Origin of the sequence: Nocardioides rubriscoriae, assembly GCF_008087085.1 — a bacterium.
Classification (GTDB): domain Bacteria; phylum Actinomycetota; class Actinomycetes; order Propionibacteriales; family Nocardioidaceae; genus Nocardioides; species Nocardioides rubriscoriae.
The window spans coordinates 183,501-200,712 of record NZ_VIYJ01000008.1; the positions used below are offsets into that span (position 1 = coordinate 183,501).

8 protein-coding genes are annotated in these 17,212 nt (G+C 73.1%); 2 read left to right on the forward strand and 6 right to left on the reverse strand.

Going from position 1 to position 17,212, the window contains the following annotated elements:
• The first annotated feature begins 444 nt into the window (after nucleotides 1–444).
• On the forward strand, nucleotides 445–4,980 hold the full coding sequence (locus FZC61_RS15530) for an ATP-dependent helicase (protein WP_148615084.1): 4,536 nt from the start codon (nucleotides 445–447) through the stop codon (nucleotides 4,978–4,980).
• Nucleotides 4,967–5,794, forward strand: coding sequence for a DNA-formamidopyrimidine glycosylase family protein (locus tag FZC61_RS15535; RefSeq protein WP_148615085.1), 828 nt, complete (start codon nucleotides 4,967–4,969; stop codon nucleotides 5,792–5,794). Before FZC61_RS15530 ends, FZC61_RS15535 begins: the two co-directional genes overlap by 14 nt.
• Here FZC61_RS15535 and FZC61_RS15540 read toward each other — a convergent pair.
• From FZC61_RS15540 to rimO, 6 genes are all read right to left on the reverse strand, one after another.
• Nucleotides 5,778–9,035 carry a reprolysin-like metallopeptidase gene (locus FZC61_RS15540; protein ID WP_148615086.1) on the reverse strand — a complete coding sequence of 1,086 codons (3,258 nt, stop codon included), beginning with the start codon at nucleotides 9,033–9,035 and terminating at the stop codon, nucleotides 5,778–5,780. The genes FZC61_RS15535 and FZC61_RS15540 overlap by 17 nt on opposite strands.
• A 95-nt stretch (nucleotides 9,036–9,130) precedes the next feature.
• Entirely contained in the window at nucleotides 9,131–9,436 is a 306-nt protein-coding gene (locus FZC61_RS15545; protein ID WP_148615087.1) for a helix-turn-helix domain-containing protein, read from the reverse strand.
• Between the two features lie 89 nt (nucleotides 9,437–9,525).
• Nucleotides 9,526–10,041, reverse strand: coding sequence for a CinA family protein (locus tag FZC61_RS15550; RefSeq protein WP_148615088.1), 516 nt, complete (start codon nucleotides 10,039–10,041; stop codon nucleotides 9,526–9,528).
• Nucleotides 10,042–10,156: 115 nt separating this feature from the next.
• Nucleotides 10,157–14,929 carry an ExeM/NucH family extracellular endonuclease gene (locus FZC61_RS15555; protein WP_170286121.1) on the reverse strand — a complete coding sequence of 1,591 codons (4,773 nt, stop codon included), beginning with the start codon at nucleotides 14,927–14,929 and terminating at the stop codon, nucleotides 10,157–10,159.
• Nucleotides 14,930–15,123: 194 nt separating this feature from the next.
• Nucleotides 15,124–15,744, reverse strand: a complete 621-nt coding sequence (gene pgsA / locus FZC61_RS15560; RefSeq protein WP_148615090.1) for a CDP-diacylglycerol--glycerol-3-phosphate 3-phosphatidyltransferase — start codon at nucleotides 15,742–15,744, stop codon at nucleotides 15,124–15,126.
• Nucleotides 15,741–17,108, reverse strand: a complete 1,368-nt coding sequence (gene rimO / locus FZC61_RS15565; protein ID WP_211357287.1) for a 30S ribosomal protein S12 methylthiotransferase RimO — start codon at nucleotides 17,106–17,108, stop codon at nucleotides 15,741–15,743. Before rimO ends, pgsA begins: the two co-directional genes overlap by 4 nt.
• Nucleotides 17,109–17,212: the final 104 nt, after the last annotated feature.

The window sequence follows — 17,212 nt, forward strand, 5'->3', positions numbered from 1 at the left end:
CCGCGGACCGGCATGACCCACCCCGCGTCGACTTCCCACCACCCCCGCGGACCGGCATGACCCACCCCGCGTCGACTTCCCACCACCCCCGCGGACCGACATGACCCACCCCGCGTCGACTTCCCACCACCCCCGCGGACCGACATGACCCACCCCGCGTCGACTTCCCACCACCCCCGCGGACCAAGGTGACCCACCCCGGGTCAGAACGCGAGACGGACCCCACCCGAACTCGACGCACCCCGGGTCAGAACGCCACACCGACCCCACCCGAACACGACGCACCCCGGGTCAGAACGCCACACCGACCCCACCCGAACACGACGCACCCCGGGTCAGAACGCCACACCGACCCACCCGAACTCGACGCACCCCGGGTCAGTCCTCCGCGACGCCCCCCTCCGGGCGAAGGGGACTGTCGGTGGTGTCCGTCAGACTGGCGAGGTGCCTGCCGATCCCCTCGCCGCGTTCAGCGAGCCCACACGCACGTGGTTCGAGGCGGCGTTCGCCGAGCCCACCCCGGCGCAGGCCGGGGCGTGGGCGGCCATCGGGGCCGGTCGGCACGCGCTGGTGGTCGCGCCCACCGGGTCGGGCAAGACCCTGAGCGCGTTCCTGTGGTCGATCGACCGGTTGCTGACCTCGCCGCCGCCGAAGGACAAGAAGCAGCGCACGCGCGTGCTCTACATCAGTCCGCTCAAGGCGCTCGGCGTCGACGTCGAGCGCAACCTGCGTGCCCCCCTGACCGGCATCCGTCACACCGCCGACCGGCTGGGCACCACGCTGCCCGAGGTCACGGTCGGGGTCCGCTCGGGTGACACGGCGGCCGCCGACCGCCGCAAGCTGCAGACGTCGCCGCCCGACATCCTCATCACGACGCCGGAGTCGCTGTTCCTGATGCTCACCAGCCAGGCGCGCGAGTCGCTGCGCGGGCTGGAGACGGTGATCATCGACGAGGTCCACGCGGTCGCCGGCTCCAAGCGCGGTGCTCACCTGGCGCTGAGCCTCGAGCGCCTCGACGCCCTCCTGGAGCGCCCGGTGCAGCGCATCGGCCTGTCCGCGACGGTCCGTCCGCTCGAGGAGGTCGCCCGCTTCCTCGGTGGCAGCGCCCCCGTCGACATCGTCGCTCCCCCGGCCGCCAAGAGCTGGGACCTCAAGGTCGTCGTCCCCGTGGAGGACATGACCCAGCCGGGTGGCGCCGACGCCGTCGACGACGACGACGACGACGAGCGCGACGGCCGCAACAACAGCATCTGGCCCCACGTCGAGGAGAGCGTGGTCGACCTCATCGAGCAGCACACCTCGACGATCGTCTTCGCCAACTCCCGCCGGCTCGCGGAGCGCTTGACCGCCCGGCTCAACGAGATCGCCACCACCCGGGCCGGTCTGGCCCTGCCCGAGGGCGACGGGGCGCCCGCCGAGGTGATGGCGCAGAGCGGCGCTTCCCTGGGCTCGGAGACCGTCATCGCCAAGGCCCACCACGGCTCGGTGAGCAAGGAGCAGCGGGCGCTGATCGAGGACGACCTCAAGCGCGGCCGGCTGCCCGCGGTGGTCGCCACCAGCAGCCTCGAGCTCGGCATCGACATGGGCGCGGTCGACCTCGTGGTCCAGATCGAGTCGCCACCGTCGGTGGCCAGCGCGCTGCAGCGCGTCGGCCGCGCGGGTCACCAGGTCGGCGAGACCTCCCGCGGCGTCCTCTACCCCAAGCACCGTGGCGACCTGGCCCAGACCGCGGTCGCCGTGCGCCGCATGCGCACCGGGGGCATCGAGGCGCTGCGCATCCCCGCCAACCCGCTCGACGTGCTCGCCCAGCAGGTCGTCGCCGCGACCGCGCTCGAGCCGATCGACGTCGACGAGCTCTATGCGCTGTGCCGCCGCAGCGCGCCGTTCACCCAGCTGCCCCGCTCGGCCTACGACGCCACCCTCGACCTGCTCGCCGGGCGCTACCCCAGCGACGAGTTCGCCGAGCTGCGCCCGCGCATCGTCTGGGACCGCGTCACCGGCCAGCTCACCGGGCGCCCGGGCGCCCAGCGCCTGGCGGTCACCAGCGGCGGCACCATCCCCGACCGGGGGCTCTTCGGGGTATTCCTCGTCGGCGGCGAGGGTCCCGGCAAGCGGGTCGGCGAGCTCGACGAGGAGATGGTCTACGAGTCGCGGGTCGGCGACATCTTCGCGCTCGGCGCGACGAGCTGGCGCATCGAGGACATCACCCACGACCGGGTGCTGGTCACCCCGGCCCCCGGCATCCCCGGGCGGCTGCCGTTCTGGAAGGGCGACACCCTCGGCCGGCCGGCCGAGCTCGGCGCGGCCATCGGCGCCTACACCCGCGAGCTCGGCGCGCTCCCCCGGGCCCAGGCCGAGGCCCAGGCCGTCGGCGACGGCCTCGACGCGTGGGCCGCCGGCAACCTGGTCAGCTACCTCCACGAGCAGGTCGAGGCCACCCGGGTCCTCCCGAGCGACACCACCCTGCTGGTCGAGCGCTTCCGCGACGAGCTCGGCGACTGGCGGCTCGTGGTCCACTCCCCCTACGGCGTGCCCGTCCACGCCCCGTGGGCGCTGGCGATCAACGCCCGGCTGCGCGAGCGCTACGGCGTCGACGGGCAGGCGATGGCCTCCGACGACGGCATCGTCATCCGCATCCCCGACACCGACGCCGAGCCGCCCACCGGCGACCTCATCGTCTTCGACGCCGACGAGATCGACGCCGTGGTCACCCAGGAGGTCGGGGGCTCGGCACTGTTCGCCGCCCGCTTCCGTGAGTGCGCGGCCCGCGCGCTGCTCCTGCCGCGCCGCGACCCCGGTCGCCGTTCCCCGCTGTGGCAGCAGCGCCAGCGCGCCGCCGCCCTGCTCGAGGTCGCCTCCAAGTACCCCTCGTTCCCGATCGTGCTCGAGGCCGTGCGCGAGTGCCTGCAGGACGTCTACGACCTGCCGGCGCTGGTCGCGCTGATGCGGGCGGTCGACCGCCGCGAGGTCCAGGTCACCGACGTCGCCACCCAGAGCCCGTCGCCCTACGCCCGCAGCCTGCTGTTCGGCTACGTCGCCCAGTTCGTCTACGAGGGCGACTCCCCCATCGCCGAGCGCCGGGCCGCGGCCCTCTCGCTCGACCAGGGGCTGCTGGCCGAGCTGCTCGGACGCGCCGAGCTGCGCGAGCTGCTCGACCCCGAGGTGCTCACCGAGGTCGAGGCCGAGCTGCAGCGCCTCGCCCCCGACCGCCGGGCGCGCGACGCCGAGGGCGTGGTCGACCTGCTGCGCATGCTCGGCCCGCAGTCGCTCGACGAGGTGCGCGCGCGCAGCGTCGACGGCGCCGACGTCGACCACTGGCTCGAGGCGCTCGCCTCCTCCCGCCGGGTCGTCGAGGTGCGGCTCGCGGGAGTGCCGTCGTGGGCCGTCGTCGAGGACGTCGCCCGGCTGCGTGACGCCCTCGGCGTCCCCGTCCCGCCCGGCACCCCCGACGTCTTCGCCGAGCCGGTCGACGACCCCCTGGCCGACCTGGTCGCCCGCTACGCCCGCACCCACGGGCCCTTCACCACCGACGACGTCGCCGACCGGCTGGGCCTCGGGGCCGCGGTGGCCCGCCACACGCTGCAGCGCCTGGCCGCGCAGGGCCGTGTGCTCGACGGCGAGTTCCGCCCCGCCGGCTCCGGCTCCGAGTGGTGCGACGCCGAGGTGCTGCGACGACTGCGGCGTCGCTCGCTGGCCCGGCTGCGCCAGGAGGTCGAGCCGGTCGAGCCGGCCGCGCTGGGCCGCTTCCTCGCCGCGTGGCAGCACGTATCAGGCCGCGGGCTGCGCGGCGTCGACGGCGTGCTGAGCGCGATCGACCAGCTCGCGGGCGCGCCGGTCCCGGCCTCGGCCCTCGAGCCGCTCGTCCTCGCCGCGCGGGTGCGCGACTACGAGCCCTCCTACCTCGACGAGCTCACGACCTCCGGCGAGGTGGTGTGGGCCGGCCACGGCGCCCTGCCCGGCAACGACGGCTGGGTCTCCCTCCACCTCGCCGACCAGGCCCACCTGACGCTGCCTCCCCCCGCAGCGTTCGAAGCGGGCGAGCTGCAGGAGGCCGTGCTCGCCTCCCTCGACGGCGGCGGCGCGTGGTTCTTCCACCAGCTCGCGCAACAGGTCCGCACCCGCCTCGACAAGGCGTCGCTCACCGACGCGGCGGTCAGCGCGGCCCTGTGGGAGCTCGTCTGGGCCGGGCGCGTCGGCAACGACACCCTCGTCCCGCTCCGGGCCCTCATCGGCGGTGGCCGCACCACCCACCGCACCCGCCGCCCGCCCCCGCGGCCCGGCCGCGTCGCCCGCACCGGCCCGCCCGAGACCGCCGGTCGCTGGTCGGTGCTGCCCGAGGTCGACGCCGACCCGACCCGCCGGGCCAAGGCGACCGCCGAACGACTCCTCGAGCGCCACGGCGTCGTCATTCGCGGCGCCGTCGTGAGCGAACGCGTGCCCGGCGGGTTCGCGGCGGTCTACAAGGTGCTCTCGGCCTTCGAGGACTCCGGGCGCTGCCGACGTGGCTACTTCGTCGACGGCCTCGGCGCCGCCCAGTTCGGCACCGCCGGCGCCATCGACCGGCTGCGCACCTTCAGCGACGTGCCCACCGACGTCAAGGCCACCGCGACCGCGCTGGCCGCCACCGACCCCGCCAACCCCTACGGTGCCGCCCTGCCCTGGCCCGACTCCGGGGGCGGGCACCGTCCCGGTCGCAAGGCCGGCGCGATCGTCGTCCTCGTCGACGGCCGACTGCTCCTCTACGTCGAGCGCGGCGGCCGCACCCTGCTCACCTGGTCCGACGACGTCGACGACCTCACGCCCGCAGCCGCCGCGCTGGCCGAGACCGTGCGCCGAGGAGCTCTGGGCCGGCTCACCGTCGAGAAGGCCGACGGTGCCGCGATCCTCGGGGGCGGCTCGACCCCGCTGCGCGAGGCCCTCGACGCCGCCGGGTTCGTCACGACGCCGCAGGGGCTGAGGCTGCGCAGTGCCCGAGGGTGACACCGTCTACCGCGCCGCGCGGCTCCTCGACCGCCACCTGAGCGGCCGCGACCTGGTCGCCACCGACCTCCGGGTCCCGCAGCACGCCACGGTCGACCTGGCCGGCGGCCGGGTCGTCGAGACGGTCAGCCGGGGCAAGCACCTGCTGACCCGGATCACCCACGGCCCCGACGCCTGGACGCTGCACACCCACCTCAAGATGGAGGGCGCCTGGCGGGTGCTGGGGCTCCGCGACCGCTGGCCGCGCCCGGCCCACCAGGCCCGGGTCGTGCTCACCGTCGCCGACGAGCAGGCCGTGGGGTTCTCCCTCGGCATCGTCGAGCTGCTGCCCACCGCCGACGAGCAGTCCGTCGTCGGCCACCTGGGCCCCGACCTGCTCGGGCCCGACTGGGACGAGGAGGAGGCCCTGCGCCGGCTGACCGCCGACCCCGACCGCGAGGTCGTCGAGGCCTTGCTCGACCAGCGCAACCTCGCCGGCATCGGCAACATGTACGCCGCCGAGCTCTGCTTCGTCGCAGGTCTCCACCCGCTCAGCCCGGTCGCCGCCGCGACCGACCTGCGTCGTGTCGTACGCCGGGCGCGGCAGATGCTCGACGTCAACAAGGAGCGCGCCGTGCAGTCCACCACCGGCAACCTGCGCGAGCGGGAGCGGATGTGGGTCTACCGCCGCGACCGGTCGGCATGCCGCCGGTGCGGCACGCCGGTCCGGGTCGCGATGCGCGGGCCGGCCGAGCGTGAGCGGGCGACCTACTGGTGCCCGCGCTGCCAGCCCGGACCCGCGACGTCGGTGGCGGCCGCTACGACGGCGGGATGACGAACGACCCGACCCCGTCGATGACGACCGGCTTGCGGTCCAGGGTGCGCAGCGTCAGGGTGCCCGACCGTGGAGCAGCGAACGAGCCGGACGCGTAGAGGACCTTCAGCTGCGGTCGCCGGGCCGACAGGTCGACGACCTTGAGCCGCTTGCCGTTGAGCTCGATCGCGACCCGGCCCAGTCCCTTGCCCCGGGCGAACAGCACCGCGATGCGCGAGGCCCGGCTGACCCGGTAGCTGAGCGTGCGGCCCTTCTCGCGGGTCGAGAAGTACGTCGCCCGGTAGAACCGCTGGTCCTTGACGTTCTTCCAGCCCGGGCTGCGCTTGACGGGCAGCCGCTCGTTGGCCAGGACCGCGAACTCGCGCCGGGCCGGGGTCGGGTCGACGAGGCCGTCGGCGCTGGTGGCGGCGACCTTGAAGACGTGCGTGCCGGGCTTGAGCCCGCGCAGCCGCGCCGAGCCGTTGCCACACGGCACGCTCGCGCCGTCGAGGGTGCACGCGAACGTGGACCCGGCCAGCGAGGAGGCGAAGCCGTAGGAGGCGCGGTAGCTCGCCACGAACCCACGCTTGGCGACCCCGGAGGTGATCGTGGTCTGGGGCGGCACGAGGTCGACGCCGCCCTGGATGACGAAGTCGGCGTCGTTGGTGTCGTAGAAGTAGTTGTCGATCGCCTCGATCTTGATCCGGGCCTTGGTGGTGTTGAACTTCGGCAGCGTGACGTCCTCGGTGCCGTCGTTGGGCGTCGAAGCCGCCACCACGTAGGGGAAGGTGGTGCCGCCGTCGATCGACACGCTGATCCTCACCAGCGGCGCGAAGGCCGCGGCGTCGGTGCCGGCGACGTCCCAGGTCACCGTCTCGGTCCCGCTGGCCGTCGCCGGTGTGCCGGCGGTGGCGCGCGAGGTGACGGCGAACGGACCCACCGTCGGGTCGGGGGTCAGTACGACGTCGTCGTACCCGGTGCCGCCGCCGGTGACGGCACCGTCGCGGACGGTGAGGCGGAAGTTGAGCTCGCCGGCCAGCAGGCTGGTGGCGTAGGCCGCGTCGGGCAGGAACTCCGAGTAGCAGTCCAGCGTCGCGCCGGTCATGGCCGCCGACGGGTCGGCCGGGAGCGGGCAGGGGCCCTCGGCGTTGGTGTTGTCGGCCAGCACCTGGGCGAGGTCGGGGAAGGACCGGCTCGGATTTCCGTCGACGAGGTTCTCGCCCGGCGAGTTGTAGAGCAGGGTGTCGTCGGCGCTGACGTCGGCGTAGGTCCCGAACACCCGGAACAAGGGGCCGGCCAGCTTGACGGGCTGCGACAGGTTGGTGCCGGGCCCGGTGCCGAGCACGGGGTCGCCGGGCAGGCCCGGGTCGTTCTGCTCCCACAGGTAGGTCAGTCCGGCCTGCTGGGCGCTCTCGGCGTCGGTCGCCGAGCCGGTGAGCACGAACGGGGTCTGGATCGGGATGGACTTGTCGGCGCCGGCGGCGACGACCGGGCGGTGGTCGGTCGTGGTGGTCGCGGTGCCCTGGTTGGTGATCGGGCCACCGTTGAGCGTCACGCCGACGAAGCCGGTCGCGCCGTTGAACCCGCTGAGCGTGAGACGCTCGGCGTCGGCCTGGTCGGGCCAGTCGGCGGTGAAGCCGTTGGTGTCGAGGGTCATGGCGCCGTCGTACGCCGTCACCTGGACGGCCTTGCCGGTCAGCAACAGCAACGCCGCCTCGAGCCCGGCGACGGTGTAGTTGGTGCCGTTGGTGATGGTGATCGGGGCCTTGCCCGGGTAGCCGAGCTGGAAGGAGTCGGTGCCGCCAAAGCCGGACAGGTTGACGACCTGCTGCTCGGCCAGCGTCGTCGGCTTCGCCGTCGTGACAGCGGTGAACTCGTCGATCGTGCGCTGGGAGAAGTAGGGGTCGGTGTGCGGCTGCAGGTCGTCGTTGGTGCAGATGCCGGCGTAGGCCATCACGCTGGTGCCCGAGCCCGGCTCGACGGAGGTCTCGGCGTTGCGGTTGGGTGCCATGCAGGAGCCGTTGTTGCCGTCGAACGTGTGGTTGCCACCCATCTGGTGGCCGACCTCGTGGGCGAAGAAGTCGATCGCGTAGAAGTCGCCGCGCGGCTCGTCGAGGGCGGTGCAGCCGCCGGCCTTGAGCTCGCCGCCGACGACGCCCAGGTAGGCCACGCCACCCCCGCCCTCGCCGGAGCCGAGGTGACCGATGTCGAAGCCGTCGGCACCGATGATCTGGCCGGCGACGAAGTTGTTGCGGTCGATGCCGTCGCCGCCGCAGGAGGCGATGTCGGCGGCGGCGAAGCAGGCGTTGGCGCCGCACGGACCGTTGGCGCCCGTGGCCTTGGCCGCGGTGTCGAGGTTGAGCTTGTCGGTGCCGTCGACGAGCACGAACTTGATGGCCATGTCGTCCATGTAGATCGCGTTGGCACGGTTGATGACCCGCACCTTCTCGGCCAGCACGTTGGCGGTACCGAAGTCGGCGGCGTACGACGGTGTGGTCACGAACGCCATGCGGTAGGTGCGCTGCACGACGACCTCGCCCGCGCGGCGGGCGGCGTCGACCCGGGCGGCGCGCCCGGCGAGGCTGGCCCGTGCGGGCGTGGTGATCTCGCGCTCGGGGAAGGCCTGCAGCGACCGCGGGACGGCGGAGCGCAGGTAGCTGAGGTGCGTGGTGACGCCGCGGCCGTAGTAGGCCGGGTCGACGTACCAGGTGCGGTTGCCCTTGATGTTGCGCACCGAGGCGCTCAGCCCCAGCGGGGTCACGGCCAGGCGGATCGTGTCGCTCGGGTCGGTCACTCCGGTGCCGGCGTAGGTCCGCAGCTCGGGGTGGGCGGCCTGCAGCCCGGGCTCCATGACGGAGTCCTCGACCATCGCGAAGACGACCTCGGTGCCGTCGGGGGCCGGCAGCGACACCCGCACCGGCGCGGCGCCCCGGGCGGCGGCCTGCGCGCTCGGCGCACCGGCGAGCGCCGAGCGCACGACGGCGTCGTCGATGCGGGAGGCGAAGAAGCTGCGTGCCGGCACGTTCACGCGGCGCGACCGGTCGAGCCGGAACCCGGTCAGCGGCGTCGCGAGGGCGGCCACCGCGTCGTCGACCCCGCGGGCCACGCTCGGCGCGGCGGCGGGCAGCGACGCGGCGACCGAGGTCGCCCGGGTCGAGCGGCCGGACGCGGCGTCCGCGCTGGAGGCGATCGCTGGCAGGCCCGCGGCGAGCAGGCCGGCCAGGGCCACGGGAACGGTGCGGCGAAGGAGAGCAGGAAGCACAGGGATCCACCTCGGGGAGGGTGCAGACTCGGAGACCGCCTGCAGGGCGCGGTCGAGTGTCAAACGAGCCCGGGGCGCGGTCGTTACGCGGTGGATCAGGCGGCGGGTGCCACTACGCGGTCAGGACGCGGGTGCGCGTTGATCGGGGTGGCCAGCGCGAGCGCGGCCTCCTCGAGGGCCACGGCGTCGGAGACCTCGCGCAGCACCTCCGACAACGGCGCCTCGAGCGCCCCGCACAGCGAGGCCAGCAGCTCGGAGGACGCCTCCTTCTGGCCGCGCTCGATCTCGGAGATGTAGCCCAGGCTGACCCGGGCCTGCGCGGAGACCTCGCGCAGGGTCAGACCCCGCTGGACCCGGCGCTCGCGGAGGACGTCGCCGAGAAGCCGGCGGAACAGCACCATCTGGTGGCCTCCCTGAGCTGGACGAGGACCCTGCGGTCCCGGACGTGGGGGCAACGGTACCGGAGAGCCGTTTCTTCCGGGGGGTGAAGTCAGCCGGTCGGCCCGGGCGCGTCGGCCAGGACGGCCAGCAGGGCCCCCAGGGCCTCGGCGCAGGTGCGCGACACGACCTGCTCGCGACTGCCGGGCAGCTCGAGCGCGAGCGTCGGACCACCGTCTGGCCCCGCCACCGCGACGAAGACCGTGCCGACCCGCTTGCCCTCCTGCTCGGTCGGCCCGGCGACCCCGGTGGTCGCCACGCCGTACGTCGCCCCCGTGAGCGCGCGGACGCCGCGGGCCATGGCGGCCGCGCACTGCGCCGAGACGACCCCGACGGAGGCCACCACCTCCTCGGGGACGCCGAGGACCGCGACCTTGACCTCGGTCGCGTAGGCCACGACTCCCCCGCGGAACACATCGGAGGCGCCGGGGACGGCGGTGAGGGAGGCGGCGAGGCGGCCGCCGGTCAGCGACTCGGCGGTGGCGAGCGTGGCCGAGAGCCGGCGCAGCTGCGCGAGGACCTCGCCGGCGGCGACGCCCGACCCGGCGCGACGTGAGGAGGCGACCATCGATCGATGCTCGCAGAACGACGACGGGAGACCGACACGAGGTCGGTCTCCCGTCGTCGAGAGTGGTGCGTCAGCACCCGGTCACGGCGTCACCGCCCGGCACCGTCCGGCACCGTCAGCGACGCACGACCCGAATGGTGTGGGTCGTCGTGCGGCTCTGCGTGGTGGCGTTGCCGCCGTACTTGACGAAGACCGTCTTGACGCCCGGCGTGGCGAAGCGCGGCAGCCGCACCGAGATCCGGCCGTCCTCCAGCTTGCGGACGAAGGTCTTGCCCGCCACCCGCACCTGCACGTAGCCGGTGGCCGGTGCGCCGGCGCTGCGCACGACGACCGACAGCGTGGCCCGGGTGCGGCCCGCGATCACCGTGGCCGGCGTGTGCCGGACCGTGAGCGTGGGCACGACCGGCTCCGGCGCCGGCGGCGTGGTGCCCCCGTCGACGACGGGAACCGTCACGGTGGTGCCGCTCGGCTGGGCGACGAAGGTGACGACCCCTCCGGCAGCACCGGCGGGCACCGCGATCGTGACCGCCGCGGTGCCGTCGGTGACCGCGAAGTCGCCGAGCGGCGTCTCGGTGCCGCCCTGGGTGAGCGTGGCCGTCACCGAGGTGTTGGCGGGGCTGCCCAGCGACGTGAGGTCGAGGGTCGTGCCCGTGATCGGGGTGAGGGGCCCACCCGCGGGACGGCCCAGCGTGAACGTCGAGGTCTTGCCCGCGACCAGGCTGTCGCCGAGGCCGTCGACGAAGACCTGCTGCCGCGCGAAGTCGGGCGACAGGGGTGCGTTGTCGGCCAGGTAGTCGCGCCACAGCTGGGCATCGAGCAGCCCGGTGTCGACGTAGGACGCCTCGGTGAAGGCCCGGAAGTTGTCGCCACCCTGGGCGAGGAACGACAGGGTCGAGACCGTGTAGGTCGCGGCCGGGTCGAGGGGCTCGCCGTCGATGCGCACCGAGACGATCCGCGAACCGGCGGGCTGCGACGGGTCGGCGACGACCGCGACGTTGTCGGACATGCCGAGCTGGGCGTAGGGACGCGAGGGGATGTTGCCCTCGGCGTCGGTCTGCCACTGCTGCTCGAGGACCGCCTTCAGCTGGGCCCCGGTCAGGTCGACGATCGCCACCGTGTTGTTGAACGGCAGCACCGCGTTGGCCTCGGCGTAGGTCACCGTGCCGTCGGTGTTGTTGGGTCCGCCGGTGCTGGTGTTGCCGGCGAAGAGCAGCTCGGCGCGCAGGCCGCCGGAGTTGGTCAGACCCAGGTCGGGCTCGGCGAAGTCGGACACGCCGTCGCGCAGGGCGTTGGCCACCAGGCCACCGAGCGTCGACTCGGCCGCACGGTCGTCACGTGAGCCGCCGGTGTAGCCGTCGGCACCGTAGGAGCCGCCCGAGAACGCGGTCGTGATGTCATCGGTGACCTGCCCGATGGGCTGGTTGCCGACGGCCGCCGCGTTGGCGAGCGCCGCGTCGGTGATCGTCTTGACCTGCTGCACCCGGGGCAGGCCCAGGTCGGCGGTGGCGGCCCGGGCGACGTTGCGCTCGGTGTAGGACACGACGGTCCCGGTGGCGGGGTCGACGGTCAGCTTGATCTGACCGACGTTCTCGCCGTAGGAACCGGTCTGCAGGATCGGTCGGGTGCGACCGGGCTGACCGGGGACCGGACCGTCCCAGGCGTACTGCTTGTGCGTGTGCCCGGTGAAGATGGCGTCGACCTCGGCGGAGGTGTCGTTGACGATCGAGGCGAACGCGCCACCCTGGGCGACCTCGTCCTCGAGGGTGGCACCGTCGGGGATCCCCGCGCCGGCACCCTCGTGGAACTCCGCGACGATGACGTCGGCCTCGCCGTTGGCGTCGTCACCGTCGCTGAGCTGGGCGGCGACCCGGTTGACGGCCTCGACGGGGTCACCGAACGAGAGGTCCGCGATTCCACCGGGGCTGACCAGGGTCGGGGTCTCCTGGGTGACCGCACCGATGACGCCCACGGTCACGCCGTCGACCACGAAGGTGTCGTACTGGTCGAGCGCCGGGGTGGTGGTGCCCTTCTGGTAGACGTTGGCCGCCAGGTAGTCCCAGTCGGCGGAGTCGCTGACCCGGCCCGTCAGGTCGGCGAAGCCCCGGTCGAGCTCGTGGTTGCCCAGGGCCGAGGCCCGCAGCTGCAACGCGTTGAGGACGTCGATCGTGGGCTCGTCCTGGTCGATCGAGGAGGCGAACAGCGAGGCGCCGATGTTGTCGCCGGCGGACAGGAACAGGGTCTTGTCCTCGCCGCCCTCGGCCCGCAGCTGCTCCACCGTGGTGGCGAACTTCGTCGTGTTGGCGTCGATGCGCCCGTGGAAGTCGTTGATGTTGAGCAGGTTGATCTCGGTCTGCGTGCCGTCGGGAGCGGTGAAGCCCACGATCTCCGGGTTGTGGTCGGAGGCCGCGAACGGGTCGGAGGCGTCGAAGAACTGGGTGACGTTGTAGTTGCGACGGCTGTACTGGTAGGCGATCGGCTCGTCGGCGTTGATCTCCCAGACGTCGGCACCCGTCACGAGCGCCTTGGCCGCGTCGTTGGCGAAGACGTGGTCGAGGGAACCCGAGTAGCCGCTGAAGCTGTAGGAGTAGTCGTCGGCGTCGTCGGACTCGACCAGCGAGTAGCCGGCGGCCTCCAGCGTGGTGACCGGGGCCTCCTGCGAGTAGGCGTTGAAGTCACCGGTCAGGAAGACGGCCTCGGTGCCGCGGTCGGCGGCGAACTGCTGGGCGAAGCTCGTCAGGGCCTGGGCCTGGCGCACGCGGTCGCCGTTGAACGCGCCCTGCGGACCGTTGGCGTTGTCGCCGGTCGCCGCCGGGGTGCTGTCGCCCTTGGACTTGAAGTGGTTGACCACCACCGAGAACGCGGCGTCGGCACCGGCACCCACGGGCTTGAAGGCCTGGGCGAGCGGCTGGCGCGCGTTGGTGAACGCGGTCGACCCGACCAGGACACGGGAGGCACCGACAGGGTTGACGGCAGCCGGGTCATAGATGAAGGCGGTGCGGATGACGTCCTGCGACGCCACCGGCGGCAGGTCGGCGGCGGCCGGCGACGGGACGAAGGCCCACCGGCGGGTGCCGGCAGCGTCGTTGAGCGCGGTGACGAGCTTCTTCAGCGCCGCGTCACGGTCGGTCTCGCCGAGCATCTTGATGGAGTTCTCGATCTCCTCGAGGGAGACGATGTCGGCGTCCATGGTGTTGATCGCGTTGACGATCTTGGCCTGCTGACGACGGAGGTCACCGAGCTCGGCCGCACCACGCGGGCCGTTGGGGGTGCAGGTGTTGACCGTCACCGGGTCGGCCTGGCGGTCGGTGTAGTAGGTGCACGACCCTCCGCGGCTCTCGAAGACGTGGCCCGTGGTCGGGAAGTAGTTGAGCACGTTGAAGGTGCCGAGCCGCAGGTCGCCGCCGACGGCTGCGGGCGCCAGGTTGGCGGCCCGGGTGTCCTCGAAGGTCGCCACGTCGGCACCGTCGTCGGTCACCTGCTGCTGGGGCTGGAACTTCCAGGTGTTGTTGCGGTAGTCGAGGATGACCGGCGCCACGAGCGTGGCGGCGGAGTCGACGCGCACCGAGCGCGTGGGGGTCAGCCACGGCAGGGGGATGTCCTGGTTGGCACCGCCGCCGAAGGGCAGGAAGTTGATGCTGGCGCCGTCGTCGAGGGTGACCGCGCGCGCCGCGTTGTCGGCGACGACCGCGTCGTACTCGGGGGTGCCGACGCTCGCCACGTCGGTGGGCTGCAGCAGCGGCTTGTCACCGGTGGCCAGGCCGATCTCGCCGTACTGGTTGGTGCTGTAGACGTTGGTCACCGTGAAGGCGTCGGTCGGGGCGAGCAGCTCGCCCTCGTGGGCCTCGCGCGCGTCGGTCGTCGTCGGGTAGGCGGCCACGAGCGGTGTCACGGGGGCCAGCGCGGAGCCCAGCTCCTCGATGCCGCTGCCGGCTGCGGTGACCTGCGTCTGACCAGCGAACTCCGAGACGGTGCCGGTCACCTGGACCGAGTCGCCCAGCGCGAGGCCCTGGGCGTTGTCGAAGTCGCTGCCGCCGTAGACGAAGACGGCGTCGGAGGCGCCCGTCGTGGCGTCGGTGGGCCCGCCGGTGCCGCCGGTCTGGAGGTAGAACCCGTTGAAGGTGCCGGGGTAGAGCGCGGTGACCACACCGGTGGTCACCACCTCGGTGCCGGCGAGGGGGGACGTCGCGCCGGTGCCCTGGACCTCGGCGATCGTGGCCGCGGTGGGGCCGGTCGGCTCCGGGTCGGGGGCCAGGCCCGACGCGGTCGGCGACGGCGCGGCGGTGGTGAAGTCGGCTGCGTTGGAGTCGGTGTCGCCACCAGTGGCGGTGCGGTTGAGCGAGAGCGTCGCGCTGGCCGCGGCGCCGGCGGGGGCGCCCTCGTAGGACGTGGCGCCGAGGGTGCCGAAGGCGTCGATGACGCCGGAGGCCGCCGCCAGGTCACCGGTGCCGTAGGTCGTGCCGGTGCCCAGGATGACCTGGCCCCCGGCCGCCGCCATGCCGATCGCGGGCGAGGCCGTCTGGTCGGGGGTGGGCAGCGCGGCGCCCGTGGCGCCGGCGGCGCTCATCTGCACCAGGAAGTGCCCGCTCGCCGCGACCGTGCCCGTGAGGGTGACGGTGCCGCCGACGGACCCGCTCGCGGAGCGGTACTGCAGCGTCTTGCCGGTCAGGGCGATGGCGGCCGCGGTCGGGTTGTAGAGCTCGACGAAGTCGGCGTTGTAGACGGCGCCGCTGTTGCCACCCGCGCCGTACACCTCCTTGACGACGAGCCCGGTGCCGGCCGGGTTGGCCTGGGCGGGCGGGGTGGTGAGGCCGAGGGCCAGCGGTGTGGCGACCAGACCGGCGACGAGCGTGCCGATCAGGCCGGGGCGCGGCGAGACGTGCGTGAACACAGGGATAGGGATCCTTCGAGGGGACGACAAAGGGAGAGACGACGAACCGAGGTGAACCGAGAAGCCGAGAACGCAGGACAGGACAGGGGTCATGGGGACCACCTGTCCGGGGAAGACCTGAACCATATGCCCCGGGACCGACAAGCTGTCTACCGCTGAGCGGTAACAACGAGAAAACGTCCGGTGGGGACCGCCTACGCGGAGGGAACCGCCGCGTGCCGCTGGCGCCAGTAGTCGCGGAAGAACTCGTAGCCCGACCACATCGTCATCGCGACGGCTCCGGCGAGCAGCGTCTGCGAGAGGTAGAAGAGCACCTCGCCGGGGACGTCGAGCCACCCGGTGAGCTGGCGACCGGGCAGGGTCAGACCGCCGAGGGCGAAGACCTGGAGCATCGTCTTGATCTTGCCGCTGCGCGCGGCGGCGATGACGACGTCCTTGGCCACCGACAGGCGCAGGAGCGTGACCGCCCACTCGCGCAGCAGCACCACGATGGTCACCCACCACCAGACGTCGCCGACGATCGACAGGGCGATGAACGCCATGCCGGTCATCGCCTTGTCGGCGATGGGGTCGGCGATCTTGCCGAAGTCGGTCACGAGGCCACGCGAGCGGGCCAGGTCGCCGTCGATCTTGTCGGTGATCATCGCGACCGCGAAGACGAGGTAGGCCAGGCAGCGCCACAGGATCGAGTCGGGGTCGTGGCCCAGCAGGAACCAGCCGTAGACCGGCACGAGGACGATGCGCAGCACGGTCAGCGCGTTGGCGATGTTCCAGTTGCTGACGACCCGGTCCTGCTGCTGAGGGGAGTCGGTCATCGCGGGGCTCCGGTCGCGCGGGCGACGAGGTCGACCCCGTCGGTGGCGACGACGACGGCCGGGACGAGGTCGCCGACGGCGAAGGTGCCGCCGGTGAGGGTCGTCGTGCCGTCGACCTCGGGCCCCTGGAAGGCGGCGCGCCCCTCGGTGCCGTCCTCGGTGCTCTCGACCAGCACCAGGACCTCCTCGCCGATCCGCTCCTCGGCCCGCTGGGCCGTCAGCTCCTCGACCAGCGCGGTGACGTGCTGGGCACGGGCCCAGACCTCGTCGTCGTCGAGCTTGTCGTCGAACGACGCGGCCTCGGTGCCGTCCTCGTCGGAGTAGCCGAAGACCCCGGTGACGTCGAGGCGGGCGGCCTCGAGGAAGTCGCAGAGCGTCTGCAGGTCGTCCTCGGTCTCACCCGGGAACCCGACGATGACGTTGGAGCGGACGCCGGCCAGCGGCGCGTGGGACCGGACCTGGTCGAGCAGGCCCAGGAAGCTCTCGGGGTCGCCGAAGCGGCGCATCCGACGCAGCACCGTGGCGCTGGCGTGCTGGAACGACAGGTCGAAGTAGGGGGCCACACCGGGGGTGGTCGCGATGGCCTCGACCAGGCCGGGGCGGGTCTCGGCCGGCTGCAGGTAGGAGACGCGGACCAGGTCGATCCCGTCGATCGCCGCCAGCTCGGGCAGCATCGTCTCGAGCAGCCGCAGGTCGCCGAGGTCCTTGCCGTAGGACGTGGAGTTCTCCGACACCAGGAAGAGCTCGCGGACACCCTCGCCGGCCAGCCAGCGGGCCTCGGCGAGCACGTCGGACGGGCGGCGGCTGACGAACGACCCGCGGAAGCTGGGGATCGCGCAGAACGTGCACCGCCGGTCGCAGCCGCTGGCGAGCTTGAGGGGGGCCATCGGGCCCGACTCGAGCCGGGCTCGCGGGGCGACGTCGGGGGCCTGGCGGTCGACCGGGCTGATCGGCAGCAGCAGGCGGCGGTCGGACGGTGTGTGCGGGTGGTGCTTGTCGCCCGCGACGATCGAGCGCAGCCGCGCGGCGATGTCGGTGTAGTCGTCGAAGCCGAGCACCGCGTCGACCTCGGGCAACGACTCGGCGAGGTCCTTGCCGTAGCGCTCCGACATGCACCCGACGGCCACGACGGCCTGGGTGCGACCGCCGTTGCCGGCGGACTCCTTGAGGTCGGCGGCCTCGAGCAGGGCGTCGACGGAGTCCTTCTTGGCCTGCTCGACGAAGCCGCACGTGTTGACCACGACGGTGTCGGCCTGGGCCGGGTCGCTGACCAGGCGGAAGCCGTCGGCCGCCAGGCGACCGGCCAGCTCCTCGGAGTCGACCTCGTTGCGTGCGCACCCGAGGGTGAGCATCGCGACGGTCAGCTGGTCAGGTGCGGAGGCGGCGTCAGTCGTCATAGGTGCTTCCGAGTATGACGGTCCGTGCCGGGTCGCGCGAAACGCCAGCCCGGCAGCCGCCAGCCCGGATG